12 protein-coding genes are annotated in these 22,104 nt (G+C 67.8%); 5 read left to right on the top strand and 7 right to left on the bottom strand.

Annotated elements, in window-relative coordinates; translation table 11 throughout:
- Positions 1–109: 109 nt before the first annotated feature.
- The 3 genes from BLU09_RS15925 to BLU09_RS15915 all read left to right on the top strand — a co-directional run bounded on the left by BLU09_RS15925 (position 110) and on the right by BLU09_RS15915 (position 8,754).
- Positions 110–913 carry an SDR family oxidoreductase gene (locus tag BLU09_RS15925; protein WP_090490381.1) on the top strand — a complete coding sequence of 268 codons (804 nt, stop codon included), beginning with the start codon at positions 110–112 and terminating at the stop codon, positions 911–913.
- Positions 914–1,080: 167 nt separating this feature from the next.
- Positions 1,081–6,645: a lamin tail domain-containing protein gene (locus BLU09_RS15920; RefSeq protein ID WP_090490380.1), complete on the top strand. Its 5,565-nt coding sequence runs from the start codon at positions 1,081–1,083 to the stop codon at positions 6,643–6,645.
- 156 nt (positions 6,646–6,801) lie between these two features.
- The gene (locus BLU09_RS15915; protein WP_090490379.1) at positions 6,802–8,754 is read left to right on the top strand and encodes a M3 family metallopeptidase; all 1,953 of its coding nucleotides are present in this window, start codon (positions 6,802–6,804) and stop codon (positions 8,752–8,754) included.
- Positions 8,755–8,769: 15 nt separating this feature from the next.
- Here the strand turns inward: BLU09_RS15915 and BLU09_RS15910 are convergent, their stop codons facing one another.
- From BLU09_RS15910 to BLU09_RS15900, 3 genes are all read right to left on the bottom strand, one after another.
- Positions 8,770–9,843: a hypothetical protein gene (locus BLU09_RS15910; RefSeq protein WP_090490378.1), complete on the bottom strand. Its 1,074-nt coding sequence runs from the start codon at positions 9,841–9,843 to the stop codon at positions 8,770–8,772.
- 328 nt (positions 9,844–10,171) lie between these two features.
- A complete protein-coding gene (locus BLU09_RS15905; protein ID WP_244171752.1) occupies positions 10,172–10,576 on the bottom strand; it encodes a nuclear transport factor 2 family protein in 405 nt (134 codons plus the stop codon).
- Positions 10,577–10,644: 68 nt separating this feature from the next.
- Positions 10,645–13,149, bottom strand: coding sequence for a glycogen/starch/alpha-glucan phosphorylase (locus tag BLU09_RS15900; protein ID WP_090490376.1), 2,505 nt, complete (start codon positions 13,147–13,149; stop codon positions 10,645–10,647).
- 225 nt (positions 13,150–13,374) lie between these two features.
- On the opposite strand from BLU09_RS15900, the gene BLU09_RS15895 reads away from it, so the two are divergent.
- On the top strand, positions 13,375–13,959 hold the full coding sequence (locus BLU09_RS15895; protein WP_090490375.1) for a DUF2378 family protein: 585 nt from the start codon (positions 13,375–13,377) through the stop codon (positions 13,957–13,959).
- A 47-nt stretch (positions 13,960–14,006) separates the two neighbouring features.
- Here the strand turns inward: BLU09_RS15895 and BLU09_RS15890 are convergent, their stop codons facing one another.
- The 4 genes from BLU09_RS15890 to BLU09_RS15875 form a co-directional block, all read right to left on the bottom strand.
- On the bottom strand, positions 14,007–15,185 hold the full coding sequence (locus BLU09_RS15890) for a M23 family metallopeptidase (protein ID WP_186817839.1): 1,179 nt from the start codon (positions 15,183–15,185) through the stop codon (positions 14,007–14,009).
- 266 nt (positions 15,186–15,451) lie between these two features.
- Entirely contained in the window at positions 15,452–16,945 is a 1,494-nt protein-coding gene (locus tag BLU09_RS15885; protein ID WP_090490374.1) for a SpoVR family protein, read from the bottom strand.
- Between the two features lie 35 nt (positions 16,946–16,980).
- On the bottom strand, positions 16,981–18,090 hold the full coding sequence (locus tag BLU09_RS15880) for a DUF444 family protein (RefSeq protein WP_090490373.1): 1,110 nt from the start codon (positions 18,088–18,090) through the stop codon (positions 16,981–16,983).
- Between the two features lie 22 nt (positions 18,091–18,112).
- The gene (locus BLU09_RS15875) at positions 18,113–20,176 is read right to left on the bottom strand and encodes a PrkA family serine protein kinase (protein WP_090490372.1); all 2,064 of its coding nucleotides are present in this window, start codon (positions 20,174–20,176) and stop codon (positions 18,113–18,115) included.
- Between the two features lie 1,034 nt (positions 20,177–21,210).
- Between BLU09_RS15875 and BLU09_RS15870 the strand changes: the two genes are divergently transcribed.
- Positions 21,211–22,053 (top strand): hypothetical protein, encoded by an 843-nt coding sequence (locus BLU09_RS15870; protein WP_244171751.1) that lies wholly within the window; start codon positions 21,211–21,213, stop codon positions 22,051–22,053.
- Positions 22,054–22,104 lie beyond the last annotated feature (51 nt).

The following is a 22,104-nucleotide window of genomic DNA, read 5'->3' as shown; positions in this document are numbered from 1 at the left end:
TCTAACACACGGCCCCGGGTTCCGCTGTCCGTCCGGCGAACCTCATGGACGCAGTGCGGCAGGTTTGTTCAAGTCCCTGCCCGGTTGCTTCCACAGGAGACGGGTCCAAATGGCTGATGGCGTGTTCCGGGACGGGCTGCTCGCGGGCAAGGTGGCGTTCATTTCTGGCGGCAGCAGTGGCATCAACCTCGGCATCGCCGAGGCCTTCGTGAAGGCCGGCGCCAAGGTGGCCATCAACGGCCGCAACGTGGAGAAGCTCGAGGCCGCGGTGAAGGGGCTTCAGGCGCACGGCACCGCCATGGGCGTGGCCGCCGACGTCCGGGACTATGCCGCGGTGGAGAAGGCCCTCCAGACGGTGCGCGAGGCCTACGGTGAGCTGGACGTCGTCGTGTGTGGTGCCGCCGGCAACTTCCCCGCGCCCGCGCTGGGCATGTCGTCCAACGGCTTCAAGGCCGTCATGGACATCGACGTGCTGGGCACCTTCAACATCAGCCGCGCCGCCTTCGAGCATCTGCGCAAGCCGGGCGCGTCCCTCATCAACATCTCCGCGCCCCAGGCCTATCTCCCCATGGCCATGCAGGCCCACGTCTGTGCCGCCAAGGCCGGCGTGGACATGCTCACCCGCGTGCTGGCCATTGAATGGGGTGGCTCCGGCGTGCGCGTCAACGCGATTACTCCCGGCCCCATCGACGACACGGAAGGCATGCGCCGGCTCGCCCCCAGCGACGAGGGCCGCGACAAGCTCGCCCAGGCCCTGCCGCTCCAGCGTTTCGGGAAGAAGCAGGACATTGCCCAGCTCGCGCTCTTCCTGGCGTCGGAAGGCTCGTCCTACATCACCGGCTCCATCATGGTCTGCGACGGTGGCCAGTCCCTGCTGGGCGGCGGCGCGCTCATGGCCGCGCTCGGCATGTAGTGGGGACGCACTCAACGGGGCATGGGTCACGATAGCCCCGTGGGTTCCACCCGGGATGCAAAGCTCTGGTGGAGGTCTACGTGGTGAAGGGACTTGTCTGGTAGAAGTCACTGGGACCTCGCGAGTGCTCTCTTCCGTGCGGGGTCCGTTCGTTCCCGGAGCCGCTCATGTCCCGTTGTCCTCTCGCGCTCACCCGGTTGCTGGGGTTGGGCGTGCTGTGCCTCGGCGTTGTGCTGGTGGGGTGTGGTGACAGCGCCACGTCGCCGCTCCCACCGCTAGCGAAGTCTCTGCCCGACGCGGCGCTCTCCACGGTGCAGGTGGACCGGGTGGAGCAGGTGCTGGCGGACGGCGTGGACCGGGTCACCATCACCGTGACGGTGCGGCAGAAGGACGGCGCTCCCATGGAGGGCCGCACGGTGCGGGTGGAGGTCTCCGGCGACGGGAACACCGTGACGCAGCCCGCGGACCGGACGAATGCCCAGGGCATGACCACCGCGTCCGTGGTGTCCACGCGAGGCGGCTCGAAGCGGGTGACGGCCTCGGTGGATGCCGAGGGAGGCGCGGTGGTGCTGGGCTCGCGTCCCGTCGTCGGCTTCACCGTGCTGCGGGCCTCGAGGCTGGCCTTCGCGGCGGCCTCGCTGTCGGCCCGAGCCGGTGCACCCATTGGCGGGCTGGACGTCGAGTTCCGGGACGCTGACGGCCGCCCGGTTCCCTCCGTTACGGGGGAGGTGACGCTCTCGTTGGCCGCGGGCCCGGGTGGGGCTTCGCTGGGAGGCACGCTCCGGGCTCAGGCCGTGGACGGCGTCGCCCGCTTCCAGGAAGTGGTGCTGACGCGCGCGGGCCTGGGCTATCAGCTCAAGGCCGAGGCCACCGGCGTCGAGGGCGCGGTCAGCCCTTCGTTCGACGTGACGCCGGCCGCCGCCGCCACCGTCGAGGTGACGGGGCTGCCGCAGACCGCCATCGCGGGCTCCACGCATGATGCGGAGGTGACGGTGCGTGACGCGTTCGGCAACGTCGCCAGTGGCTATCGCGGCACGCTGAGCGTGCAGTCCTCGGACGCCACGGCCACGCTGCCGGGTGGGCACACCTTCACGGAGGTGAACGCGGGCCGCTTCCGTTTCACGGGCATCACCCTGCGGCGGGCGGGCACCCAGCGTGTCGATGTACAGGACGCCGCGCAAGCGGGACTGGCGGGGCGCCAGGACGTTCGCGTCGCGGCGGACCGGACCTCGGCATTGGCTTTCGCGCGCGTGCCCTCGCATGCGTCCGTTCGTGCCGCGCTGACCGCCGTGGAGGTGGTGCTCCAGGATGCGCATGGCAACCAGACGCCCGTGGGCGCGCCTTCGGTGACGCTGTCCCTGGTGCCGGCGGGTGGCGTGCCACTGCGTGGTGTCACCGAGGTGGCGCCCCTGGAGGGGCTGGCGTCGTTCTCCAGCGTGCACGTGGACACGGAGGGCCGCTTCCAGCTTCATGCCACCGCGGATGGACTGACGCCCGCCACGAGCACGGACATCGACATCATCGATGATGTGTTCCCCGCCATCCCTGTCCTCGCGGCGACCGCGGCCACGCCCGACAGCGTCACGGTGTCCTGGATGGCCGTGGGTGATGACGGCGACCAGGGGCGGGCCGCGTCGCATGCCCTGCGTTACTCGCTGAACCCGATTGAGACGGATACGGACTTCAACCAGGCGACGCCGGTGGGCGGTCTGGGCGAGCCCGCGGAGGCCGGTACGCAGGAGTCCGCCGTCCTCACGGGCCTTCAGCCCGGCACGAACTACTATGTGGTGCTGCGCGTGGCGGACAACCAGGGCAACGCGGTTCGCTCCTCCAGCTTGATGGTGCAGACGCAGGTGCAGGGCGTCACCCGGCTCGTCTTCTCCCAGCAGCCCGCGGATGGTGACGCGGGTGCCACGCAGCCGGACATCCGCGTCTCGTTGCTGGATGACGACGGACAGGTCGTCACCACGGCCACTTCGCCGGTGACGCTCACGCTGGAGGATGAGCCCGGCTTCACGCCGTTGCAGGTGGCGGCGGTCGCGGGCGTGGCGACCTTCTCGGGCGTGGTGGTGGAGCAGGCGGGAACGCACCGCTTCATCGCGGCGGCCACGGGGTTGGACTCGGAGCCCAGCGACACGTTCACCATCGCGCCGGGCGACGCCGTCCGTCTGGCGCTCACGGGCCTTGTTTCACCCGTGGCCGCGGGCGCCGCGGGCAGCGTCGTGGTGACGGCCCATGACGCCTTCGACAACGTGGCCACGGGCTACACCGGCGCGGTGCGCTTCTCGTCCACTGACGCCGAGGCGGAGTTGCCTGGCGACTACACGTTCACCGTGGCGGATGCGGGCCGGCGGACCTTCAGCGGCGTGAGGCTGCTGACCTCTGGGCCTCAGAGCGTCGCCGTGGTGGACACGGCGCGGCCGGGGCTGACCGACATGCTCGATGTGGAGGTGAGCACCGGTGCGGTCGCCGTGTTGGAGCTGAGCGCGCTTCCCGCGGAAGTGGAGGCCGGCGAGGCGCAGAGCCTCACCGTCACCGCGCGCGACGGCTTCGGCAACATCGTCACGGGCTACACGGGCACGGTGCACTTCGAATCGGATGACCCGGGGGCGACGCTGCCCGCGAACTACACCTTCGTTCCCGGGCAGGACGCGGGGCAGCGCGCGTTCTCGGTGACGCTGGTGACCTCCGGCGCGCGTTCGGTGACGGTGCGGGAGGTGGGCAACACGGAGCTGGCGGCGACGGTGAACACCCAGGTCCTGTCTGGCCCCGCTGTGCAGTTGACGGTGCAGTTGGACTCATCGACGACCCGCGCGGGCGAGCCCGTGGGGGCCACCGTGTCGGTGCGGGATGTCCACGGCAACCTCGCCTCGGGCTACCGGGGCACCGTCCACTTCGAGATTCCAGGGGACGCCCAGGCCACCGTGCCTTCGGACTACTCCTTCACCGAGTTGGACGCCGGTCAGCGCCTCTTCAATGTGGAGTTCGCCACAGTGGGCACGGGTCAGCTCGTCGTCGCGGACACCACGACGGCGACGTTGACTGGGAATGCCTCGGTGACGGTGCAGCCCGGGCTCCTCGCGGCGTTGTCCGTGGCGGGGCCGACGGAGGCCATCGTCGCGGGCGAGCCTCAATCCTTCACCGTCTCCGCGCGTGACCGCTTCGGCAACGTGCTGACGGCGTACGAGGGAACGGTGGCGCCCGCGTCCACGGACCCGGAGGCTGCGCCCCTGTCGGCGCACGTGTACACCGCGGCGGACCAGGGAGCGCACACCTTCACCATCACCTTCGAGACGGCTGGAGCGCAGTCGGTGACGTTCACGGATGGCGCTGCCTCGGTGTCCGGTACGTCCGACTTCACCGTGGAGGCGGGCGCGCCCGTGCAGCTCGCGTTCGTCGCGCCTCCGGAGCCGGGCACCGTCCTGGAGCCGCTGTCCGCGACGCGGGTGGCCTTGCAGGACGCGTTCGGCAACGTCTCGAACGTCACGGCGCCGTCCGTGACGCTCCAGTTGGTGGGGGCGGTCGGGGTGACGCTGGGAGGCACCTTGACGGTGGCGCCGGAGGCGGGCGTAGCCGTCTTCAGCGACCTCACGGTGGACCAGGCGGGCAGCTTCGTCCTCTCCGCGACCACGGAGAACCCGGCGCTGCCCTCCGTTGACACGATGGTCACCATCACCGACGACGTCGCGCCCGCCGAGCCCGTGATGAGCGCCAGCCTGGTGGACAACACGACGGTTCGCCTGACGTGGCTGGCCACGGGAGACAACGGCGTCGTGGGCAACGCCGCGCGCTACGAGCTGCGCTACAGCGCGGGGCCCATTGACCCGCAGAGCTTCGCGCTGGCCAGCGAGGTGCCCACGGCGGCGCCCCGGGCGCCGGGACAGGCGGAGGAAGTGATTCACGCGCTGCCGCCGTCCCAGGCGGCCACCTGGTACTTCGCGCTCCGCGTCTTCGACGGCGCGAACAACGGCAGCACCGTGGCGTTCGTCTCCATCGCAGTGCCGGGCCCCTGCGGCGATATCGTCTGCGCGCCTCGCGCGCCGGAGTGTGACGAGGACGGCGTGCAACGCGTGGCGTACGCGGAAGCGTGCGTGGTGACGGCGGGCCTGGCGGAGTGCCAGTACACGGCTACCCCGGAGGTCTGCCCGGGGCAGGACGGCGTCTGCATCGCCGGTGTCTGTGACACGGCGCCCGCGCCCGTGGCGGGGGAGTTGGTCATCAGCGAGGTGATGCACCGCCCGGACGCGAACACCACCGAATACATCGAGCTGACCAGCACCGTCGACGGACCGCGGGACATCGCGAACCTGCGCATCCGCTTCGACAATGGCGCGGGCAGCGAGACGGACTTCAGTGTGCTGACGCCGGGCGACCGGCCCCTCATCGTCCCGGGCCGGGGCACCTTCGTCCTCGCGAGCAACACGGATGAGGCCACCAACGGCGGCGTGGTGGCGCAGTACGGCTACGGGAGCACGCTCTTCGAGCTTGGCCACTCGGGGCACCTCTTCGTCGAGATGGGCGCCACCGTGGTGGATGACGTGGCGTACTCGGCCTCCTTCCCGCAGACGACGGGGCGCTCGATGAACCTGTCGTCCGTGGTGGTGGGCACGCGGGCCAGCCAGCACGCCTGGTACTGGTGTGACTCGGAGGAGGTGCTTCCTGGCGGTGGACGGGGCACGCCGGGCGGCGCCAACGCGTCCTGCGGTGTGGAGATCTCCAGCCCGGTGGACCACTGCGCCATTCAGTATCCGAAGTCCTTCGCTACCCCCATCCGGGCGGGCCGCGCGGAGTCCGTCTACAGCCAGTTTTATGAGCCCCAGGTGAGCACCCGGAACCAGAACGGCAACGACGGCTTCCCTCACCTCGTGGCGGAGCTGGGCTACGGAACCGATGCCTCGTCACCCGCCTCGTGGACGTGGGTGACGGCGGAGCCGAACGCGGGCTTCGCCACGCCGGGCAACGACGATGAGTTGGTGGCTCCGTTGAACATCGCGGTACCGGGCAGCTTCATCTATGGCTTCCGCTACCGCTTCACCCAGGGGCCCGCGGCGGCCCAGGCGTGGGTGTACTGCGACCAGGACGGCGTCGTCGCGGAGGGGAGCACGGGCAATTACGGCACGGTGACGGTGGTGCCGCCGCCGGCCGTGGCCAATCACGTCGTCATCAGCGAGGTGAGCGGCGGCAACGGAGGCGGTGCCGCGGCGACCGATGAGTTCATCGAGCTCTACAACCCGACGAACGTCGACGTGAACATCGGCGGCTGGCTGGTGCAGTACAAGTCTGCAACAGGGTCCCCTTACTCCACCATCATCACCATTCCCGCCGGGGCTGTCATTCGTGCCCACGGGTACTTCCTGCTGGGGGGCGCCAACTACAGCGGCCCCGTGGCGCGGGATCTGGGCTATTCGTCCGACATCTCGGCGTCCACGTCGGGTGGGGGGCATGTTCGTATCGGTCCTGGCCTGACGACCGCCGTCAATGCCGTGGCGGTGGACAAGGTGGCGTGGGGCACCGGGAACTCGCCCGAGGGCATCGCCGCGCCCAATCACCCCGCGGCGGGCGGCAGCCTGGAGCGGAAGGCCCTGAGCACCTCGACCTCCGCCACCATGGCGGCGGGCGGCGCAGACGCGTCCTTCGGCAATGGCTGGGACTCGAACAACAACAGCGCGGACTTCGTCACCCGAGCCATCCGTCAGCCACAGAACGCCCTGAGCCCGACGGAACAGCCGTAGCCGGGCTGGAAGCACCGCGTTTCTCACGGAGGCCGCCGGGCGTGCATGCGCCGGGCGGCCTCTCGCATTTCCGCCGCCAATCCCTGCTGCTCCCCGGCGTCCGGCGCATTACCTTTGCGGCCGTACATTCGCCGTCATCACGTCCAGGAGCAGATTGTGTCAGAGAGCCAAGTCCCCGACGCCGCCCGCCTCGTCACCTGCCCACCGGCCGAATTCACGCGTGCCGGTGAGGAGGCCATGGCCGCCGCCCGAGCGGGAATCGCCCAGCTCAAGGCCCTCCGCCCCCCCTACGTCACGCGCGAGGTGCTGGAGCTCTACGACGAGGCCACGGCCGCGCTCGACGATGCGGGAGCCCGCGCCAGCGTCGCCCGCCATGCGCACCCGGACGCCGCCATGCGCGAGGCCGCCGAGGCCGCCGAGCAGGCCCTGGAGACGCTCAGCAACGACATCCGCATGGACCGGGGCGTCTATGACGTGCTGGCTGCGCTGGATTTGTCCGGCGAGGACGCCGCCACGCGGAAGTGGATGGAGAAGGTGCGGCGGGAGTTCCGCCGCGCGGGCGTGGACCGGGATGACGCCACCCGCGCCCGGGTGAAGGCGCTCCAGGAGGAGCTGGTCCGCATCGGTCAGGAGTTCAGCCGCAACATCCGCCAGGACACGCGCACGGAAGCGCTGGCGCCGTCCGCGCTGGAGGGCCTGCCTGACGACTACGTGCGCGCCCACCCGCCCGGGCCGGACGGCAAGGTGCGCATCACCACGGACTACCCGGACATCGTCCCCTTCATGACGTACTCGCGGGATGCCCAGGCCCGCGAGCAGATGTGGCGCGTCTTCCGCCAGCGCGGCCATCCCGCCAACGCGGACGTCCTGCAGCGCATGGTGTCCCGCCGGAACGAGCTGGCCACGCTGCTGGGCTACCGGAACTGGGCGGCCTACGCGACCGAGGACAAGATGATTCGGGACGAGGGGGCCGCCTCGGACTTCATCGAGAAGATCGCCGCCGCGTCCGGTGCGCGCATGGAGCGCGACTACGCCACGCTGCTGGAGCGCAAGCGCCGTGACGTCCCTGGCGCCGAGCGCGTCAATCCGTGGGACCAGGCGTACCTGGAGGACCGCGTGAAGGCGGAGCAGTACGCCTTCGACTCGCAGGTGGTGCGGCCCTACTACGAGTACACGCGCGTGAAGCAGGGCGTGCTCGACCTGACGGCGCGCCTGTTCGGCGTCACCTACCGCCGCGTCGCGGACGCGCCGGTGTGGCACCCGGACGTGGAGGCCTACGACGTGTTCGAGGGCGCCACGCTGCGCGGGCGCTTCTACCTGGACATGCACCCGCGCGACGACAAGTACAAGCACGCGGCCCAGTTCACGCTGACCAGCGGGAAGTCGGGCCGGCGGCTGCCGGAAGGGGTGCTGGTCTGCAACTTCCCCCGTCCTGGCGCGGAGCCCGCGCTGCTCCAGCACAGCGACGTGGAGACCTTCTTCCACGAGTTCGGCCACCTGCTGCACCACATCTTCGGCGGCCACACGCGCTGGGCGGGGGTGTCCGGCGTGCGCACGGAGTGGGACTTCGTGGAGGCGCCGTCGCAGATGCTGGAGGAATGGGCGCGTGACACCGCCAGCCTCCAGACGTTCGCGAAGCACTACCAGACGAACGAGCCCATCCCCGCGGACGTGGTGGAGCGCATGCGCCGCGCGGAGGAGTTCGGCAAGGGCCTGTGGGTGCGCCAGCAGATGTTCTACGCGGCGCTCAGCCTGGAGCTGTACCGGCGCAAGCCGGAGGGCGTGGACGCGGTGTCGCTCGTGCGCGAGCTCCAGGGGAAGTTCACGCCCTTCCCGTACGTGGAGGGCACCTACTTCCATCTCTCCTTCGGCCACCTCGACGGGTACTCGTCCAACTACTACACGTACATGTGGTCGCTCGTCATCGCGAAGGACCTGTTCACGGTGTTCCAGCAGAAGGGGATGCTGTCCCCGGAGCCCGCTCAGGCCTACCGGCGCGCGGTGCTGGAGCCGGGTGGTTCGGACGACGCGGCCCGGCTGGTGAATGCCTTCCTGGGGCGCGACTACGACTTCCGCGCCTATGAGGAGTGGCTCAACCAGGCGGCGTGACGTCCCGTCCGCGTTTCAGTTGCGCCCCCACTGCCGGGGGCGCGTGAAGCGGAAGAGGCCACTGGCCTCTTCCTGGGCGATGACGTCCGCCTCGGTGCCGAAGTAGCGGGCGCGCACCTCCTGGAGGCGGGCCTCCAGCGCGTCGCCGGAGAGCGTCCGTGCCAGGGCTGTGCGCTCCGCCATGTACTGGAGGCCCGCTTCCCAGCGGGCATCCCGTGTCTGGTCCAGCGCGTCCCATCGCCGCAGCGCTTCGTCATTCAGCCCCATCTCCTGGCGCACGGCCCACAGGCTGCGCGCGCGTTCGGCCGATGTCATGCCCGTCAGTTCACGTTGGACGGAGGGCAGCGCCAGGAAGCGATTCATCGTCTCTTGCGGATGCCGGGCGAGCTGCGCTGGTGCCCCGTCTCCGTAGACCGCTCCCAGCCGCGCCTTGTAGGCAGACAGCTTCTCCGTGAGGGGCAGGTCCTGCCTCGCATCAATCACCTGGAGCGCGTCCACCAGCGCCTGGTGCTTCAGCTCCGAATCCCAGAGGCGTTGCGCCGTCTCCTTCCCGAAGAGGCGGTTGCGCGCATCCCAAACGGCGGCACGGCGCTGCTTCGAGTCCAACCCTCGCAGGTAGGCGTCGTTGTCCTTCACCCACTTCTCGTAGTCCAGGCGGTCGCGCAGCAGGGTGGCCAGCGCTTCGTACTGGCCGGGAAAGGCCTTGCGAAGGAATGTCTGGAGTTCTTCTCGCCACCGGTCCGGTGAGCGCGTCTGGAAATACCGCATGAGCTGCTCCAGCATCCGGAGCTGGACGGACGGTTCGTGCAGGCGCGAGCCGAAGCGCTCGATCAGCGAGAGGCGCAGTACCTCCAGCTCCGAGGCCAGGGCTTCTGCCGCAGGGGCTGCTGCGTTGACGGCGCCTGACATGGGCGGCGCACGGCCCGCCGGGGTGCCCACAAGCGTAGGACGGGCGCGGTCGCGGGGACTCGTGGTGCCAGGGGAGGGAGGTGCGCCAGACGTATGGCCAGCGGGGAGGAGTCGCCAGCCCACGAGCAGGCCCAGGATGGCGGCGCTCGTTCCCAGCACGCGTTTGGCTTGCAGGCTCATGCCGTCAGGTCCTCGGACGGGACAGCTCCAATGCCAATCACCCCCCAGTCCTTCGAGCGGAGTCGGAGGCCTCGGGCGTCCGCTGATGCTCAGCGGACCATCGTGGATGTGTTCCGTATAACGCAGTGGGTGGGTTGGGATGCTGGCGGCTCGACGCTGACCACGGCGGAGCAGGCTGTCTGTGAGGGCTACGGCCTTGGCGCCATCTGCTCCGTGGGAGTTCGCAGGTGGCGTCGCCTGGGGCGACTGTCAGGACGTGGCGAACTCCAGATGCGGGGACACGGCCTACGGCGCCCGCTGGAGCCGCTGAGCCCGTCCCGGCCTGACCTCAAGGCCTCCCACGTCGCACCAGGGGCAGCCCGGCCTGGGCGTACGTCCGCTTCTCGCGCAGACGTCCAGCTTCCCAGCGCAGGACGTCCAGCCCGTACCAGCCGAAGTGCTGGCCGTACATCAGCCGGTACATGAGCTGGCGCGGGCCGCGGCGCGCGGACACCTCGTGCTGACAGCGCCAGCGCAACACCACCTTGCCCGCGGGCGCATCCACCACCATGTCCTCGGTGAGGAATCGGATGCGCCCGAAGTCACCGCGAAACTGCGCGGCGAAGGCCTCACGTACCTGCGCGAGGCCCCGGCACTGCTTCCCGTCGTACGTCTCGTACAGCGCGTCCGGCGTGAAGTACGCCATCACCGCATCGAGGTCGTCGCGGTTGAAGGCGTCAGTGAAGGCCCGCACCACGTCCTCCAGCGCCCTCCGGCCGGCGTCGTCACCGGATGGGAGGGATGGCGATGCGGGCCCTGCGCTCACGGGTCCACCGGCGTCTGCTGGATGCGCCAGATCTCCTCGGCGTACTGCTTGATGGTTCGGTCCGAGGAGAAGATGCCGCCGCGCGCCACGTTGATGATGCACTTGCGCGCCCAGGCGTCGGCGTCCTTGTAGGCGTGCGCGACGTCCTCTTGCTTCGCCATGTACGACGGGAAGTCCGCCAGCATGAGGTAGCGGTCCTCCTCCAGGAGGCTGTCCACCAGCGGCTTGAAGAGGTGCTTGTCCTCCGGCGAGAAGAAGCCGGTGGAAATCAGGTCCAGCGCCTCGCGCAGCTCCTGGTGCTGGTTGTACTCGTCGCGCGGGCGGTAGCCCTCGCGCTTGCGAGCAATCACCTCGTCCGCCGTGAGGCCAAAGAGGAAGAAGTTCTCATCGCCCACCGCGTCGCGAATCTCCACGTTGGCGCCGTCCAGCGTTCCCAGCGTCAGCGCGCCGTTGAGCATCAGCTTCATGTTGCCGGTGCCGGACGCCTCCATGCCCGCGGTGGAGATCTGCTCGGACACGTCGGCGGCGGGGATGATGCGCTCGGCCAGGCTCACGCGGTAGTTGGGGGCGAACACGACCTGCAGGCCCGTGGTGCCCGCGTCGCTGTTCACCACCTCGGCGATGCCGTTGATGAGCCGGATGGTCAGCTTCGCCAGGTGGTAGCCCGGCGCCGCCTTGGCACCGAAGATGAACGCCCGCGGGTGGATGATGGTGGACGGGTCCCTGCGCGCCTTCATCCACAGCGCCACGATGTGCAGCGCGTTGAGCAGCTGGCGCTTGTACTCGTGCAGGCGCTTGATCTGCACGTCGAAGATGGCATCCGGATTGAGCTGCACCCAGCGCAGGTCACGGATGTGCCGGGCCAGGTCTTCCTTGTTGGCGCGCTTCACCTCGCGGAAGGCCTTGCGGAACTCCGGATCCTCCGCGTGCGCCTCCAGCTTCGTCAGCTTGTCCAGGTCCGTGACCCAGCCCTCGCCGATGCGGGACGTAATCAGCTTGGACAGGCGGGGGTTGCACCAGGCCAGCCAGCGGCGCGGCGTCACGCCATTCGTCTTGTTGTTGAACCGCTCCGGGTTCATGGACGCGAAGTCCGTCAGCACGTCCCGGCGCAGCAGGTCGGTGTGCAGCGCGGCCACGCCGTTGACGCTGTGGCTGCCGACGACGGCGAGGTGGGCCATGCGAATCTTCTTCTCGGCCCCTTCCTCCACCAGGCTCATCCGCTGCATTTTCTCCTGGTCGTACGGGTAGCGAATCTGCACCTGCCGCAGGAAGCGCGAGTTGATTTCGTAGATGATTTCCAGGTGTCGGGGCAGCAACCGCTCGAAGAGCGTCGCCGGCCACTTCTCCATCGCCTCGGCCAGCAGCGTGTGGTTGGTGTAGCCGAACGTCTCCTGGGTAATCGTCCACGCCTCGTCCCAGAGCAGGCGCTTCTCGTCCACCAGCACGCGCATCAGCTCCGCCACGCCAATGGCCGGGTGGGTGTCGTTGAGCTGGATGGCTGCCTTGCGGGAGAAGTCCTTGAAGTCCGTGTGGTTCTTCAGGTAGCGCCGGACGATGTCCGCGATGGAGCACGCGACGAAGAAGTACTGCTGCTTGAGCCGCAGCTCCTTGCCGGCCTGGAACGCGTCGTTGGGGTAGAGGACCTTGGAGATGACCTCCGAGTCGTTCTTCTCCACCACCGAGCGCTCGTAGTCGCCCGCGTTGAACAGCAGCAGGTCGAACTCCTCGGAGGCGCGCGCCTGCCACAGCCGCAGCGTGTTGACGGTGTTGTTGTGGTACCCGGCGATGGGCGTGTCATACGGAACGCCCACCACCGTCTTGCCGCCCACCCAGCGCGCCACGGGACGGCCATCCGGGCCCTGGTGGTGCTCCACGCGCCCGAAGAAGCGCACCGGCACCGCCTTCTCCGGCCGGACGATTTCCCACGGGTTGCCGAACTTGAGCCACTCGTCGGCGCGCTCCACCTGGTACCCGTCGACGATGTCCTGCGTGAAGATGCCGAACTCGTAGCGGATGCCGTACCCCATTCCGGGGTAGGCCAGGGTGGCCAGCGACTCCATGAAACACGCGGCCAGGCGCCCCAGGCCGCCGTTGCCCAGGCCCGCGTCCGGCTCCATCTCCAGCAGGTTGGTGAGGTCCACCCCCACTTCCTGCATCGACTCGGCGGCCGCTTCGTACATCCCCAGGTTCAGCAGGTTGTTGCCCAGGGCCCGACCCAGCAGGTACTCGGCGGAGAGGTAATAGGCGCGCTTGACGTCCTTTTCGTAATACGTGCGCGACGTCTTCACCCACCGGTCCGCCAGCCTGTCACGCACCGCGAGCGACAGCGCCATGAAGCGGTCATGGGGCGTGGACGACTCGTAGTTCTTTCCGCGCGAATAGCGGACGTGGTCGAGGAAGGAACGGCGCAAGCTGGCCGCGTCGTGCCCGAGCCCGCTGTCGTCGGTCGTGGCCGGCTGGGCGGGGCGGGGCTGCTGGGAGGCGGAGGCAGGAGGGGCCATGGCGCTGGGTATCTCTGGACGGAGTTGCTGCGGGTTCATGGTTTCGCGGCCACCGGGGTTTCCCGGGTTCGCGAAGGTGCGTCAGGCTAGCGCAGCCGTGTCTCGCATCGCACCGGTAAAGCGCGTCCCAGCCCTGGGGGACAGCTCACCTGGAAGGGCGGCGGACTGCCTGCCGGTGGATGGCGCGCCAACCCGGAGACGGATTGATGTAGAGAGCAATCCGCCATGGGCTTTCCGCAGAACGACCTCGAACAACGGTTGGCCGTCATCCGTCCCGACGACACGGTGCGCGGGCTCGTCTTCAACGCGGTGTTCAACCTGACAGAGAAGCAGCTGGGCGTGGAGGCGGCCACGCGCCTGCGTGAGCCCTTCTTCAAGCGCTCCCCGGTGGACTTCTTCTCCTACCCGGCCGTGGATGCCCTGCGCCTCTTGTACGCGACGTCGGAAGCGCTCACGCCCATGTACGGCTCCATGGAGGACGCGGTGCGGGCCTGCGGGGCCGCGGCCGTCACGCACTTCTTCCAGTCCACGGTGGGGCAGACGCTCAACCGGCTCATCGGCAAGGGCGACCCCAAGCGGCTCCTCTCCCACGCGCCCACCGCGTACTCGACGCTGGTGAACTATGGCCGGCGCGAATTCGCCGTGCTGGGAGACAAGCAGGTGCGCCTGGCCTTCCACGGGGACATGCAGCCGGTGCAGTACCACGAGGGCGTCTTGAAGGAGGCGCTGAGCGTCGTCGGCTGCAAGAGCCGGGTGGTGGGCACGCCCCGCGGCGTGACGGGCGCTGACTACGTCATCACCTGGGAGTAGACCCGCGGCGCGCGTCCCACGGAGGGGACGCGCACGGCGTCACCGCGTCACGGCATGGCCGCGGCCTGCCCGGCGACGGCGGCCACGGACACGGCCTCCATCTGCCCCGTCAGTTCCTGCGCCTTGGCGAGGAAGTCCGGCAGCAGCTCCTTGGGCAGTGGGTCCGCGCGGGGGAACTGCTGGTTGAGCGGGTTGGTGTACTGGCCGTTGCGCTTGAGCCCGAAGTGCAGGTGCGGCCCGGTGGAGCGGCCGGTGTTGCCGGAGTAGGCGATGACCTGCTTCTGCCGCACGCGGGCGCCTGCGCGGACGCCTTCGCCGAAGCGCGACAGGTGCATGTACTGCGTCTCGAAGCCGTTGGCGTGGCGGATGACCACCATGTTGCCGGCGGCGCCCGCGTAGCCCGCCTGCGTCACCGTGCCGTCCGCCACCGCCCACACCGGGGTGCCGATGGGGGTGCCGTAGTCCACGCCATTGTGGGCCTTGAGGTACTTGAGCACCGGGTGGAAGCGCGAGCCGAAGCGGCTGGTGACGTTGGCGTACTTCAGGGGCGTCTTGAGGAAGGTCTTCTTCGCGCTGGCGCCCTCCTCGTTGAAGTAGTTGGGCTGCCCGTCCGGGAGCACGTAGCGGTACACCTTCTTGTTGCCCACGAGCCCGCCCGCGTACGTCGCCGCCAGCACGTCGCCGTAGCGCAGCAGGCGGCCCTTGGAGACGAACTTCTCCACCAGCGCGCGCGCCGTGTCGCCCTTGCGCACGTCACGGTAGAAGTCGATGTCCCAGGCGAACACGTCCGCCAGCACCATGCCGATGGCCGGGTCCTCGCCGGCGGCCACCGCCGCCTCGTACAGCGACGACTGGATTTCCAGCGCCACCACGGCGACCTGCTTCTCCACCTCGATGGCGCGCTTGCTGCCCACGTACTTCTCGCCGTCGCGGCGGACCTGCCACTCGTCCACCATGCTCTGGCGGTAGTCGAAGAAGTCCAGCTCCCCGTCGCGGATGACGAGCCGCAGCTGGTCGCCCACGCGCGACTTGCGGAAGTCGAACACGCCCTCCAGCGCGGAGATGACGGCGGCCACCTGCGCGTCCGGGAGCTGCGCGTCGTGCAGCGCCTTCGCGAGCGTCTGGTTCGGCTCGATACGGCGGTTCTTGATGACGTGACGGACCGCGGCTTCGGACGTCGAAGCCAGCAGCGCGGCGGCCAGGCAGAGCAGGGGAGCGATTCTCATGGGGCGGCGGCCGAGTGTAGTGGACACCCTGGCGCTCGCCCAGCGAAGGGCCGGGAAATTTCCGGGCTCGGCTGCCTGGCTGCTTGAAGTCTCCGAGGAGCGCCTGGCCCGGCCTCCCTTCGCCCCCAGCGGGAGACGCTGCCCACCCGGTGTCCTCAGGGCCTCCGGCGCATCGACGAGGCCCATGTCGGCGGGCCCGCGCTACCTCGAGCAGGCGATGCCGTCAGTGAGCCTTTGGCGCACCGCCCGGGGCCGGGCGCGGCTGCTCAGAGTTCCACCTTCCGCTCGGAGTGGCTCTGCCCGTCGAAGCGCAGGATGACGCCCTTGTTGTCGTACCGCGTGAGGATGTTGACGGGCCGGCGCCACAGGGACTGGAGGTTGCGCAGCGTCTCGCGGGCGTAGTCGCCCTTGAGGTCCTGTCCGTCGTGGCGGTGCGCCAGCAGCAGTTCGCTGCGGTTCTCGAAGTTGCCGTCCACCACCTCGATGATGGGCTGGCCGAAGTTGGTGAGTCCCTGGAGGAGCTTGTTCTTCACCTTCTTGAACTCGCGGTCGAGGATCTCCCACGAGTTGCGCTTGTCGTTGAAGCCGTACACGAAGAGCTTCTGCTCCATCGCGAACTCGGGCGTCAGGAACGTGTCGATGAAGGTGATGTCGTTGTAGTGCTTGCGGACCTCGAAGATCTTCTCGCGGCCGGCGCCCAGCTTCTTGTCCCAGGCGCGGCGCGCGCGCAAATCATCGCACTCGTCCCATTCCTTGCCGAAGCGGCCCTTGTTCCACCGCTCCTCGATGTCGCGCCACAGCTCGATGCCGAGCTTGTACGGGTTGATGGCGCCAGGGCGGGTCCCCATGGTGCCGGAGTGGTGGTCCGCGTAGTCGATGATTTCGTCGTCCTTGAGGGCCCGGCGCGTCATGATGGTGGAGTGCCAGTAGCTGGCCCACCCCTCGTTCATGATTTTCGTCTGGCCCTGGGGCGCGAAGTAGTAGGCCTCGTCGCGCAGAATCGCGAGGATGTCCGCCTCCCACGGCTCCAGCGGCGCCTCTTCCAGCAGGAAGAGCAACACGTCGCGCTGGGGGCGCTCGGGGAACTTCTTGGCGCGCTGCTTCTCGTCCTCCACCTTCTTGCGCTGTGAGTCGAGGAACTCGGACGGGTTGATGTAGCCGCGCATGTATTCGCGGCCCACCTTGAAGCCCTCTACGCGCTCGTTGGCCTTGAGCTCGTCCTCGGCCTTCTTCGGGTCCGGGTTGCGCCGGATGTGCGGCGCGTGCTGGTCGATGAGGTTCTCCAGGCTCAGCGTCCGGTCGATGAAGTCCTCGACCTTCTCCACGCCAATCTTGTCCACCCAGCGCCGCACCCGCGTGGCGTGGTTGGCCATCTCATCAATCATCCGGCGGTTGGTGTGCCGGAAGGAGAAGTTGTTCTTGAAGAAGTCGCAGTGACCGTAGACGTGGGCCATGACGAGCTTCTGGTCCACCTCCGGGTTGCTCTCCATCAAGTAGGCGTAGCAAGGGTCGTTGTTGATGACGAGCTCGTAGATCTTGCTCAGCCCGTACTCGTAGCCCTTGGCGAGCTGCTCGTACTCCATGCCCCAGCGCCAGTGGGGATAGCGGGTGGGAAAGCCGCCGTAGGCGGCCACCATGTTCATCTCGTCGTAGGACACCATCTCGAAGTGGGTGTCGAAGAAGTCCAGGCCGAACTCCTTGGCGTAGCCATGGATTTCGTCGCGGAGCGAGGCGAGGCGAGGGGGGAGGCTCTTGGGCATCGGGCAGTCGCTCCGGTGGGACAGGACCGCTGAAGTCAGCGGCCCTTGCCGAGGAAGTCCTTGATGGACGCGTAGATGGCGTCCTTGTCCGCGATTTCGCTCAGCGCGACGTTGGGCGTGTCCCCCACCGCCTCGCGCAAATCCTTGATGAACTGGCCGCTGCCGTAGGGGGACTCCACCTGGCCGTAGGCGAACTGGTTGACGTTGGGCAGCACGTCGTTGCGCAGCATCTCAATGCACTGCCGCGTGTCGTCCGCGCTCCAGTTGTCCCCGTCGCTGAAGTGGAACGGGTAGATGTTCCACGCGCTCTTCGGGTAGTCCGCCAGGATGATGTCCCGGCAGAGCTTGTAGGCGCTGGAGATCATCGTCCCGCCGGACTCGCGGGTGTGGAAGAACGTGTCGCGGTCCACCTCGCGCGCCACCGCGTCGTGGATGATGTAGCGCGCCTCCAGGCCCTTGTATTGGTGGCGCAGCCACGTATCGAGCCAGAAGCTCTCGATGCGGACGATCTCCTTCTGCTCGTCACCCATGGAGCCCGACACGTCCATCATGTAGATGATGACCGCGTTCGTTTCGGGCAGGTCCTGGAGCTTGTAGCTGCGGTAGCGGCGGTCCTCGCGCGTGGGGATGATGACGGGCCGCGCCGGGTCATACGTGCCAGCGGCAATCTGCCGCCGCAGCGCCTGCTTGAAGGTCCGCTTGAAGTGCCGCAGCGACTCCGGGCCGGTGGTGTTGACGCCGGTGTAGCGGATCTTCTGGGTGATGATGCGCTCGTTCTGCCGCCGCTCGATGTTGGGCAGCTGCAGCTCCTCGCCCAGAATCTGGGCGAGCTCGTCGAGCGTGACGTCCACCTCCATGGCGTGGTCGCCTTCGCCCTGGCCGGCCTGCTTGCCCTCCCCGGGCTCCACCGCCCCGGGCCCGAGCTGCTGGCCGACCTCGCCGTCACCCTGCCCGACGCCACCCTGTTCCTTGTGGCCGTACTTGAAGCGGGGGATGTCGATGAAGGGGATGGGGATGGAGATGGCGTCCTTCCCCTTCTTCCCAATCATCTCGCCCTTCTGCACGTACTTGCGCAGGTTGGCTTTGATCTTCCCCCGGACGATCTGTTTGAAGCGGGAGTGGTCCTGGTGGATCTTCAAGGTCACGACGGCTCGCCCCTCTCTGGTGTTACTCCTTCGCGTCGCCGCGGGCGAAGATGCTGGCCACGAAGTTCAGCACGTCCGTGGAGCAGATTTCGCAGTAGCCGTAGTTCTTCATCATCCGGTCCTTCACCAGGTCGATCTTCTCCTGCGTCTCCTTGTCGACGACGGAGGACACCAGGTTCTTGAGCTTGATGCTGTCCTTCTGGTCCTCGAACAGCTTCAGCTCCAGCGACTTGTGGAGCCGCTCGTTGGTCCGGTAGTTGAAGGTCTTCCCCTCCACCGCGAGCGCGCCGATGTAGTTCATGATTTCGCGGCGGAAGTCGTCCTTGCGGGTATCGGGGATGTCGATCTTCTCCTCGATGGACCGCATCAGCCGCTCATCGGGCTCTTCGTAGAGGCCGGTGTACTTGTTCTTGACCTTCTCCTTCTGGGTGTAGGCCTTGATGTTGTCGATGTAGTTGCCGCACAGCTTGGCGATGGCGTCCTCGTCCGCGGAGATGGCGCGCTGGACCTCGTTCTTGACGATGTCCTCGTACTCCTGCTTCACGGACGTGAGCAGCTCCTTCATCCCCTTGCGCGTGTCCTCGCTGTTGATGAGGGAGTGCGTCTTGAGGCCGGCCTCCAGCTCGTTGAGGACCATGAAGGGGTTGATGCAGCCCTCGCCCTTGTCGCTCACCAGGGCGTTGGAGATCTTGTCCTGGATGTAGCGCGGGGAGATGCCTTCCAGGCCCTCGCGGTTGCTCTCCTTGCGCAGCTCCTTGATGTTGTCCTCGGTGAAGTTCGGGAGCGTCTTGCCGTTGTAGAGCTTGAGCTTCTGGAGCAGCGACAGGTTGTGCTTCTTGGGCTCCTCCAGGCGCGTGAGCACGGCCCACATGGCGGCCATCTCCAGCGTGTGCGGAGCGATGTGCTTGCCCTTGATGGCGCGGGAGTTGAAGTCCTTCTCGTAGATCTTCACCTCTTCGGACAGCTTGGTGATGTACGGGACGTCAATCTTCACCGTGCGATCTCTCAGGGCCTCCATGAACTCGTTGTTCTCGAGCTTCTTGTACTCGGGCTCGTTGGTGTGGCCGAGGATGACCTCGTCGATGTCCGTCTGCGGGAACTTCTTCGGCTTGATTTTGTGCTCCTGCGACGCGCCGAGCAGGTCGTAGAGGAACGCGACGTCCAGCTTCAGCACCTCGACGAACTCGATGATGCCGCGGTTGGCGATGTTGAACTCGCCGTCGAAGTTGAAGGCGCGCGGGTCGGAGTCGGAGCCGTACTCGGCGATCTTCCGGTAGTTGATGTCACCGGTGAGCTCGGTGGAGTCCTGGTTCTTCTCGTCCTTGGGCTGGAAGGTGCCGATGCCCACGCGGTCCTTCTCGCTGAAGACGAGCCGGTTGACGCGGATGTGGCTCATGACCTTGGCGAAGTCGCCCTGGTACTGCGTCATCAGGTCCTTGAAGACGAAGCGGCAGGCGGGGCACAGCTCGGAGCCATCCGGAATGGTGTACCCGGACTCGGGCGGAGACAGCTCGGCGTAGATTTTGGAACGCCACTCCCGGGGGATGAGGTTGAGCGGCTCCTCGTTCATCGGGCACTTCATCTTCTCCTTCACCGGGGCGCCGTCCGAGCCCTTCTTGTCGGTGAGCCAGGAGAAGGTGTACGCGGCGCCCTCCGGCGTTTTGGAATAGTCCTCCGTGCCCTTCTTCAGCAGGCGCGCGATGGTGGACTTGGACGAGCCCACGGGGCCATGGAGGAGGATGACGCGCTTCTCGGTGCCGTAGCCCTGGGCCGCGGACTTGAAGACGTTGACCAGCTTCATGAGCGGGACATCGAGCCCGAAGATGGCGTCACGGCCGCCGAACTTCTCGTCGCTGAAGAAGTGGTAGCGGATGAGCTTCTTCTTGTTGTCGATGTACTCCGTCTTTCCGTGGCTGAGGATCATGTCGTAGATCCTCTGGAAGGCGGTGCGGGTGACCTTGGGGTTCTGCCGGACGATTTCGAGGTACTCCTCGAACGAGCCTTCCCAGTTGAGCTCCGCGTAGGTCTTCACGTCCTGCAGCGCAGCGATTCTGGAGACCCACGAACCCTTCTCAGCGTCCTTCATGTCTCTCCCTCGGAGCCACCCGGGGACGCGGAAAGCCGCGCCGACAGGGGGGCCAAAATGGTCAACCTGGAGGGCATGACTGCCATTCCACACCCACCCCGACGAGGTCCCAGGCACGACAGCCCTGCTGCCCCTTCGGGACCCCGCCGCGGAGTGGGACCGCGCGTTACGCTCGTGTCAGGGGTGGAACGCCCGAAAGCGCACCCCCTCCACGGGGTGAAAAGGCATCTTGATTATAAGGGCCCTCGCCCACGGGGGTAGGCGCACACCGGCTGCACGAAGGGTAGTGAACGCCTGAACGGTCATTTCCCCGGCGCCCGGCAGCAGCAGTGCTCGTGTGGGTTGTGGGGCAGCGTGCCCTTTCACTCCACATGTCGGCGCGGAGCCTTCACGGGCGAGGCTGGCGTCGCATGCATGAAAGCAGGCGAGCAATCGTGCGGGATGGGCGTCGGGTACCGGGTGAGTGTCGTGCGCCGGACGCGCGTCCCATGAGGTGACAACGGGATGATGCGCCGCTCACGTCACGGCGAGGCGCTACGGACATCGCGCACGCCATGCCAGGTATCGGGCAGTCGGGAAGGGGGCCCGTGGCCCAGGGGCTCGTCGTCACCAGGCATGCCGAGTGAGACATCAGGGCGTGTAGGAAGGCGACCCGTGGCTCGAAGAGGTGCCGCCAGAAGCCGGATGGAACCTCAAAGCTTGCCGGCAGGCGGCTTGTCGCCCGCATTCAAGCTCATCGCATGAGACATCAAGACCTACGGAAGGTGGCTTGTCGCAGGCGCGCTTTGCTGTGAATGAAACGCGACACGGCGCATCCGCGTCTGGCGCGGCGCAGCCCCTGCTTCACTCGAAGGGTCTCCCATTCTGGACGGCTCGGGGGCGTGCACGAGAGGAAGACCTCTGAGCATGGCGTATGCAATGGGGGCATGGCGCCTGTCCTTCCTTGGAGCCTCCTGGTGCCCGTCCTGCTCGTCGCAACCTGTCTTCTTGGCGCATGGGTCCAGGCAACAGTCCCTCCTGCGGAAGGAGGCGTGGTGGCGACGGCTCTGCTCGATGCAGGGCGTTCACCTCGCCGCGCGCTGCGGCTGGAGCAGCGGCCAGGGTGGGGCCAGGGCATGGTGGTGTCTGTCTCTCCCGAGGTTGAGACGGTGCTGGGCGTGGGGACCGGCCGCGAGCTGCGAACGGAGTATGGCCCCGAGGTCTCGGTGCCGCTCTACGTGGAATGGCAGGCAGGGGCCGGGAGGGGACAGGCGCGCTACCACGTGCGGGTGGGTCGTCCCGAGGTCCGCGCCGTGGACGATGAGGGGATGGAGCCCGCGTGGCGGTTGGCGGAGGAGCTGGGCGCGGCGAGTGGCCGGGATGGCGCCGTGGTGCTCTCCAACCGGGGGGCGCCGGTTCAGGCATGGGTGCAACTGGGGCCCGGGGCTTCCGCGGCATTGAGCAGCATGGTGCGGGCGGCGCTGTCCTCGGACTGGCTCGTCACCCCACGGCTTCCGGAAGAGCCGGTGGGCGCGGGAGCGCGCTGGGTCGTGGCGCGAGCCCAGGAGGAAGGGCTGGCCGTCATCACCTATGAACTGGTGGAGCTGGAAGGAGCCCGCGGCCGGGTGCGCTTCCTCCTCCAGTCCCAGGGAGCGGAAGGTCCGCCGGCTCCCAGGGCCGAAGGCGAGCTGCGTTTCGACCTGCGCCGCCCATTTCCCGAGCGGCTGGAGGTCCTCTACACGTCGCGCGCCGAACTGGAGACGCAGGGCCCCCGGCGGCTGGAGGTGGTCCGCCGCACGCGGGTGACGCTGGAGTCCGGCAGCCCCTTGGCCCCTGCGCACCCTGAAATGATTGCAGCCCCCTGGATATCGGAAGGGGAGCAGGTTCGCGCACCGTGAAGTCGGCCGCGCTTCCCGAGCAAGGGAACTATGGGCGTTGGCTTGGCTTTG

The organism is Myxococcus virescens (assembly GCF_900101905.1).
Taxonomy (GTDB): Bacteria; Myxococcota; Myxococcia; order Myxococcales; family Myxococcaceae; genus Myxococcus; species Myxococcus virescens.
This window is presented reverse-complemented; position numbering and strand designations above follow the sequence as displayed.

Excerpts from the sequence above, each read along its gene's own strand:
- BLU09_RS15890 (WP_186817839.1), bottom strand. The coding sequence starts at position 15,185 with ATGAGAATCGCTCCCCTGCTCTGCCTGGCCGCCGCGCTGCTGGCTTCG.
- BLU09_RS15885 (WP_090490374.1), bottom strand. The coding sequence starts at position 16,945 with ATGCCCAAGAGCCTCCCCCCTCGCCTCGCCTCGCTCCGCGACGAAATC.
- BLU09_RS15925 (WP_090490381.1), top strand. The coding sequence starts at position 110 with ATGGCTGATGGCGTGTTCCGGGACGGGCTGCTCGCGGGCAAGGTGGCG.
- BLU09_RS15875 (WP_090490372.1), bottom strand. The coding sequence starts at position 20,176 with ATGAAGGACGCTGAGAAGGGTTCGTGGGTCTCCAGAATCGCTGCGCTG.
- BLU09_RS15900 (WP_090490376.1), bottom strand. The coding sequence starts at position 13,149 with ATGGCCCCTCCTGCCTCCGCCTCCCAGCAGCCCCGCCCCGCCCAGCCG.
- BLU09_RS15920 (WP_090490380.1), top strand. The coding sequence starts at position 1,081 with ATGTCCCGTTGTCCTCTCGCGCTCACCCGGTTGCTGGGGTTGGGCGTG.
- BLU09_RS15910 (WP_090490378.1), bottom strand. The coding sequence starts at position 9,843 with ATGAGCCTGCAAGCCAAACGCGTGCTGGGAACGAGCGCCGCCATCCTG.
- BLU09_RS15895 (WP_090490375.1), top strand. The coding sequence starts at position 13,375 with ATGGGCTTTCCGCAGAACGACCTCGAACAACGGTTGGCCGTCATCCGT.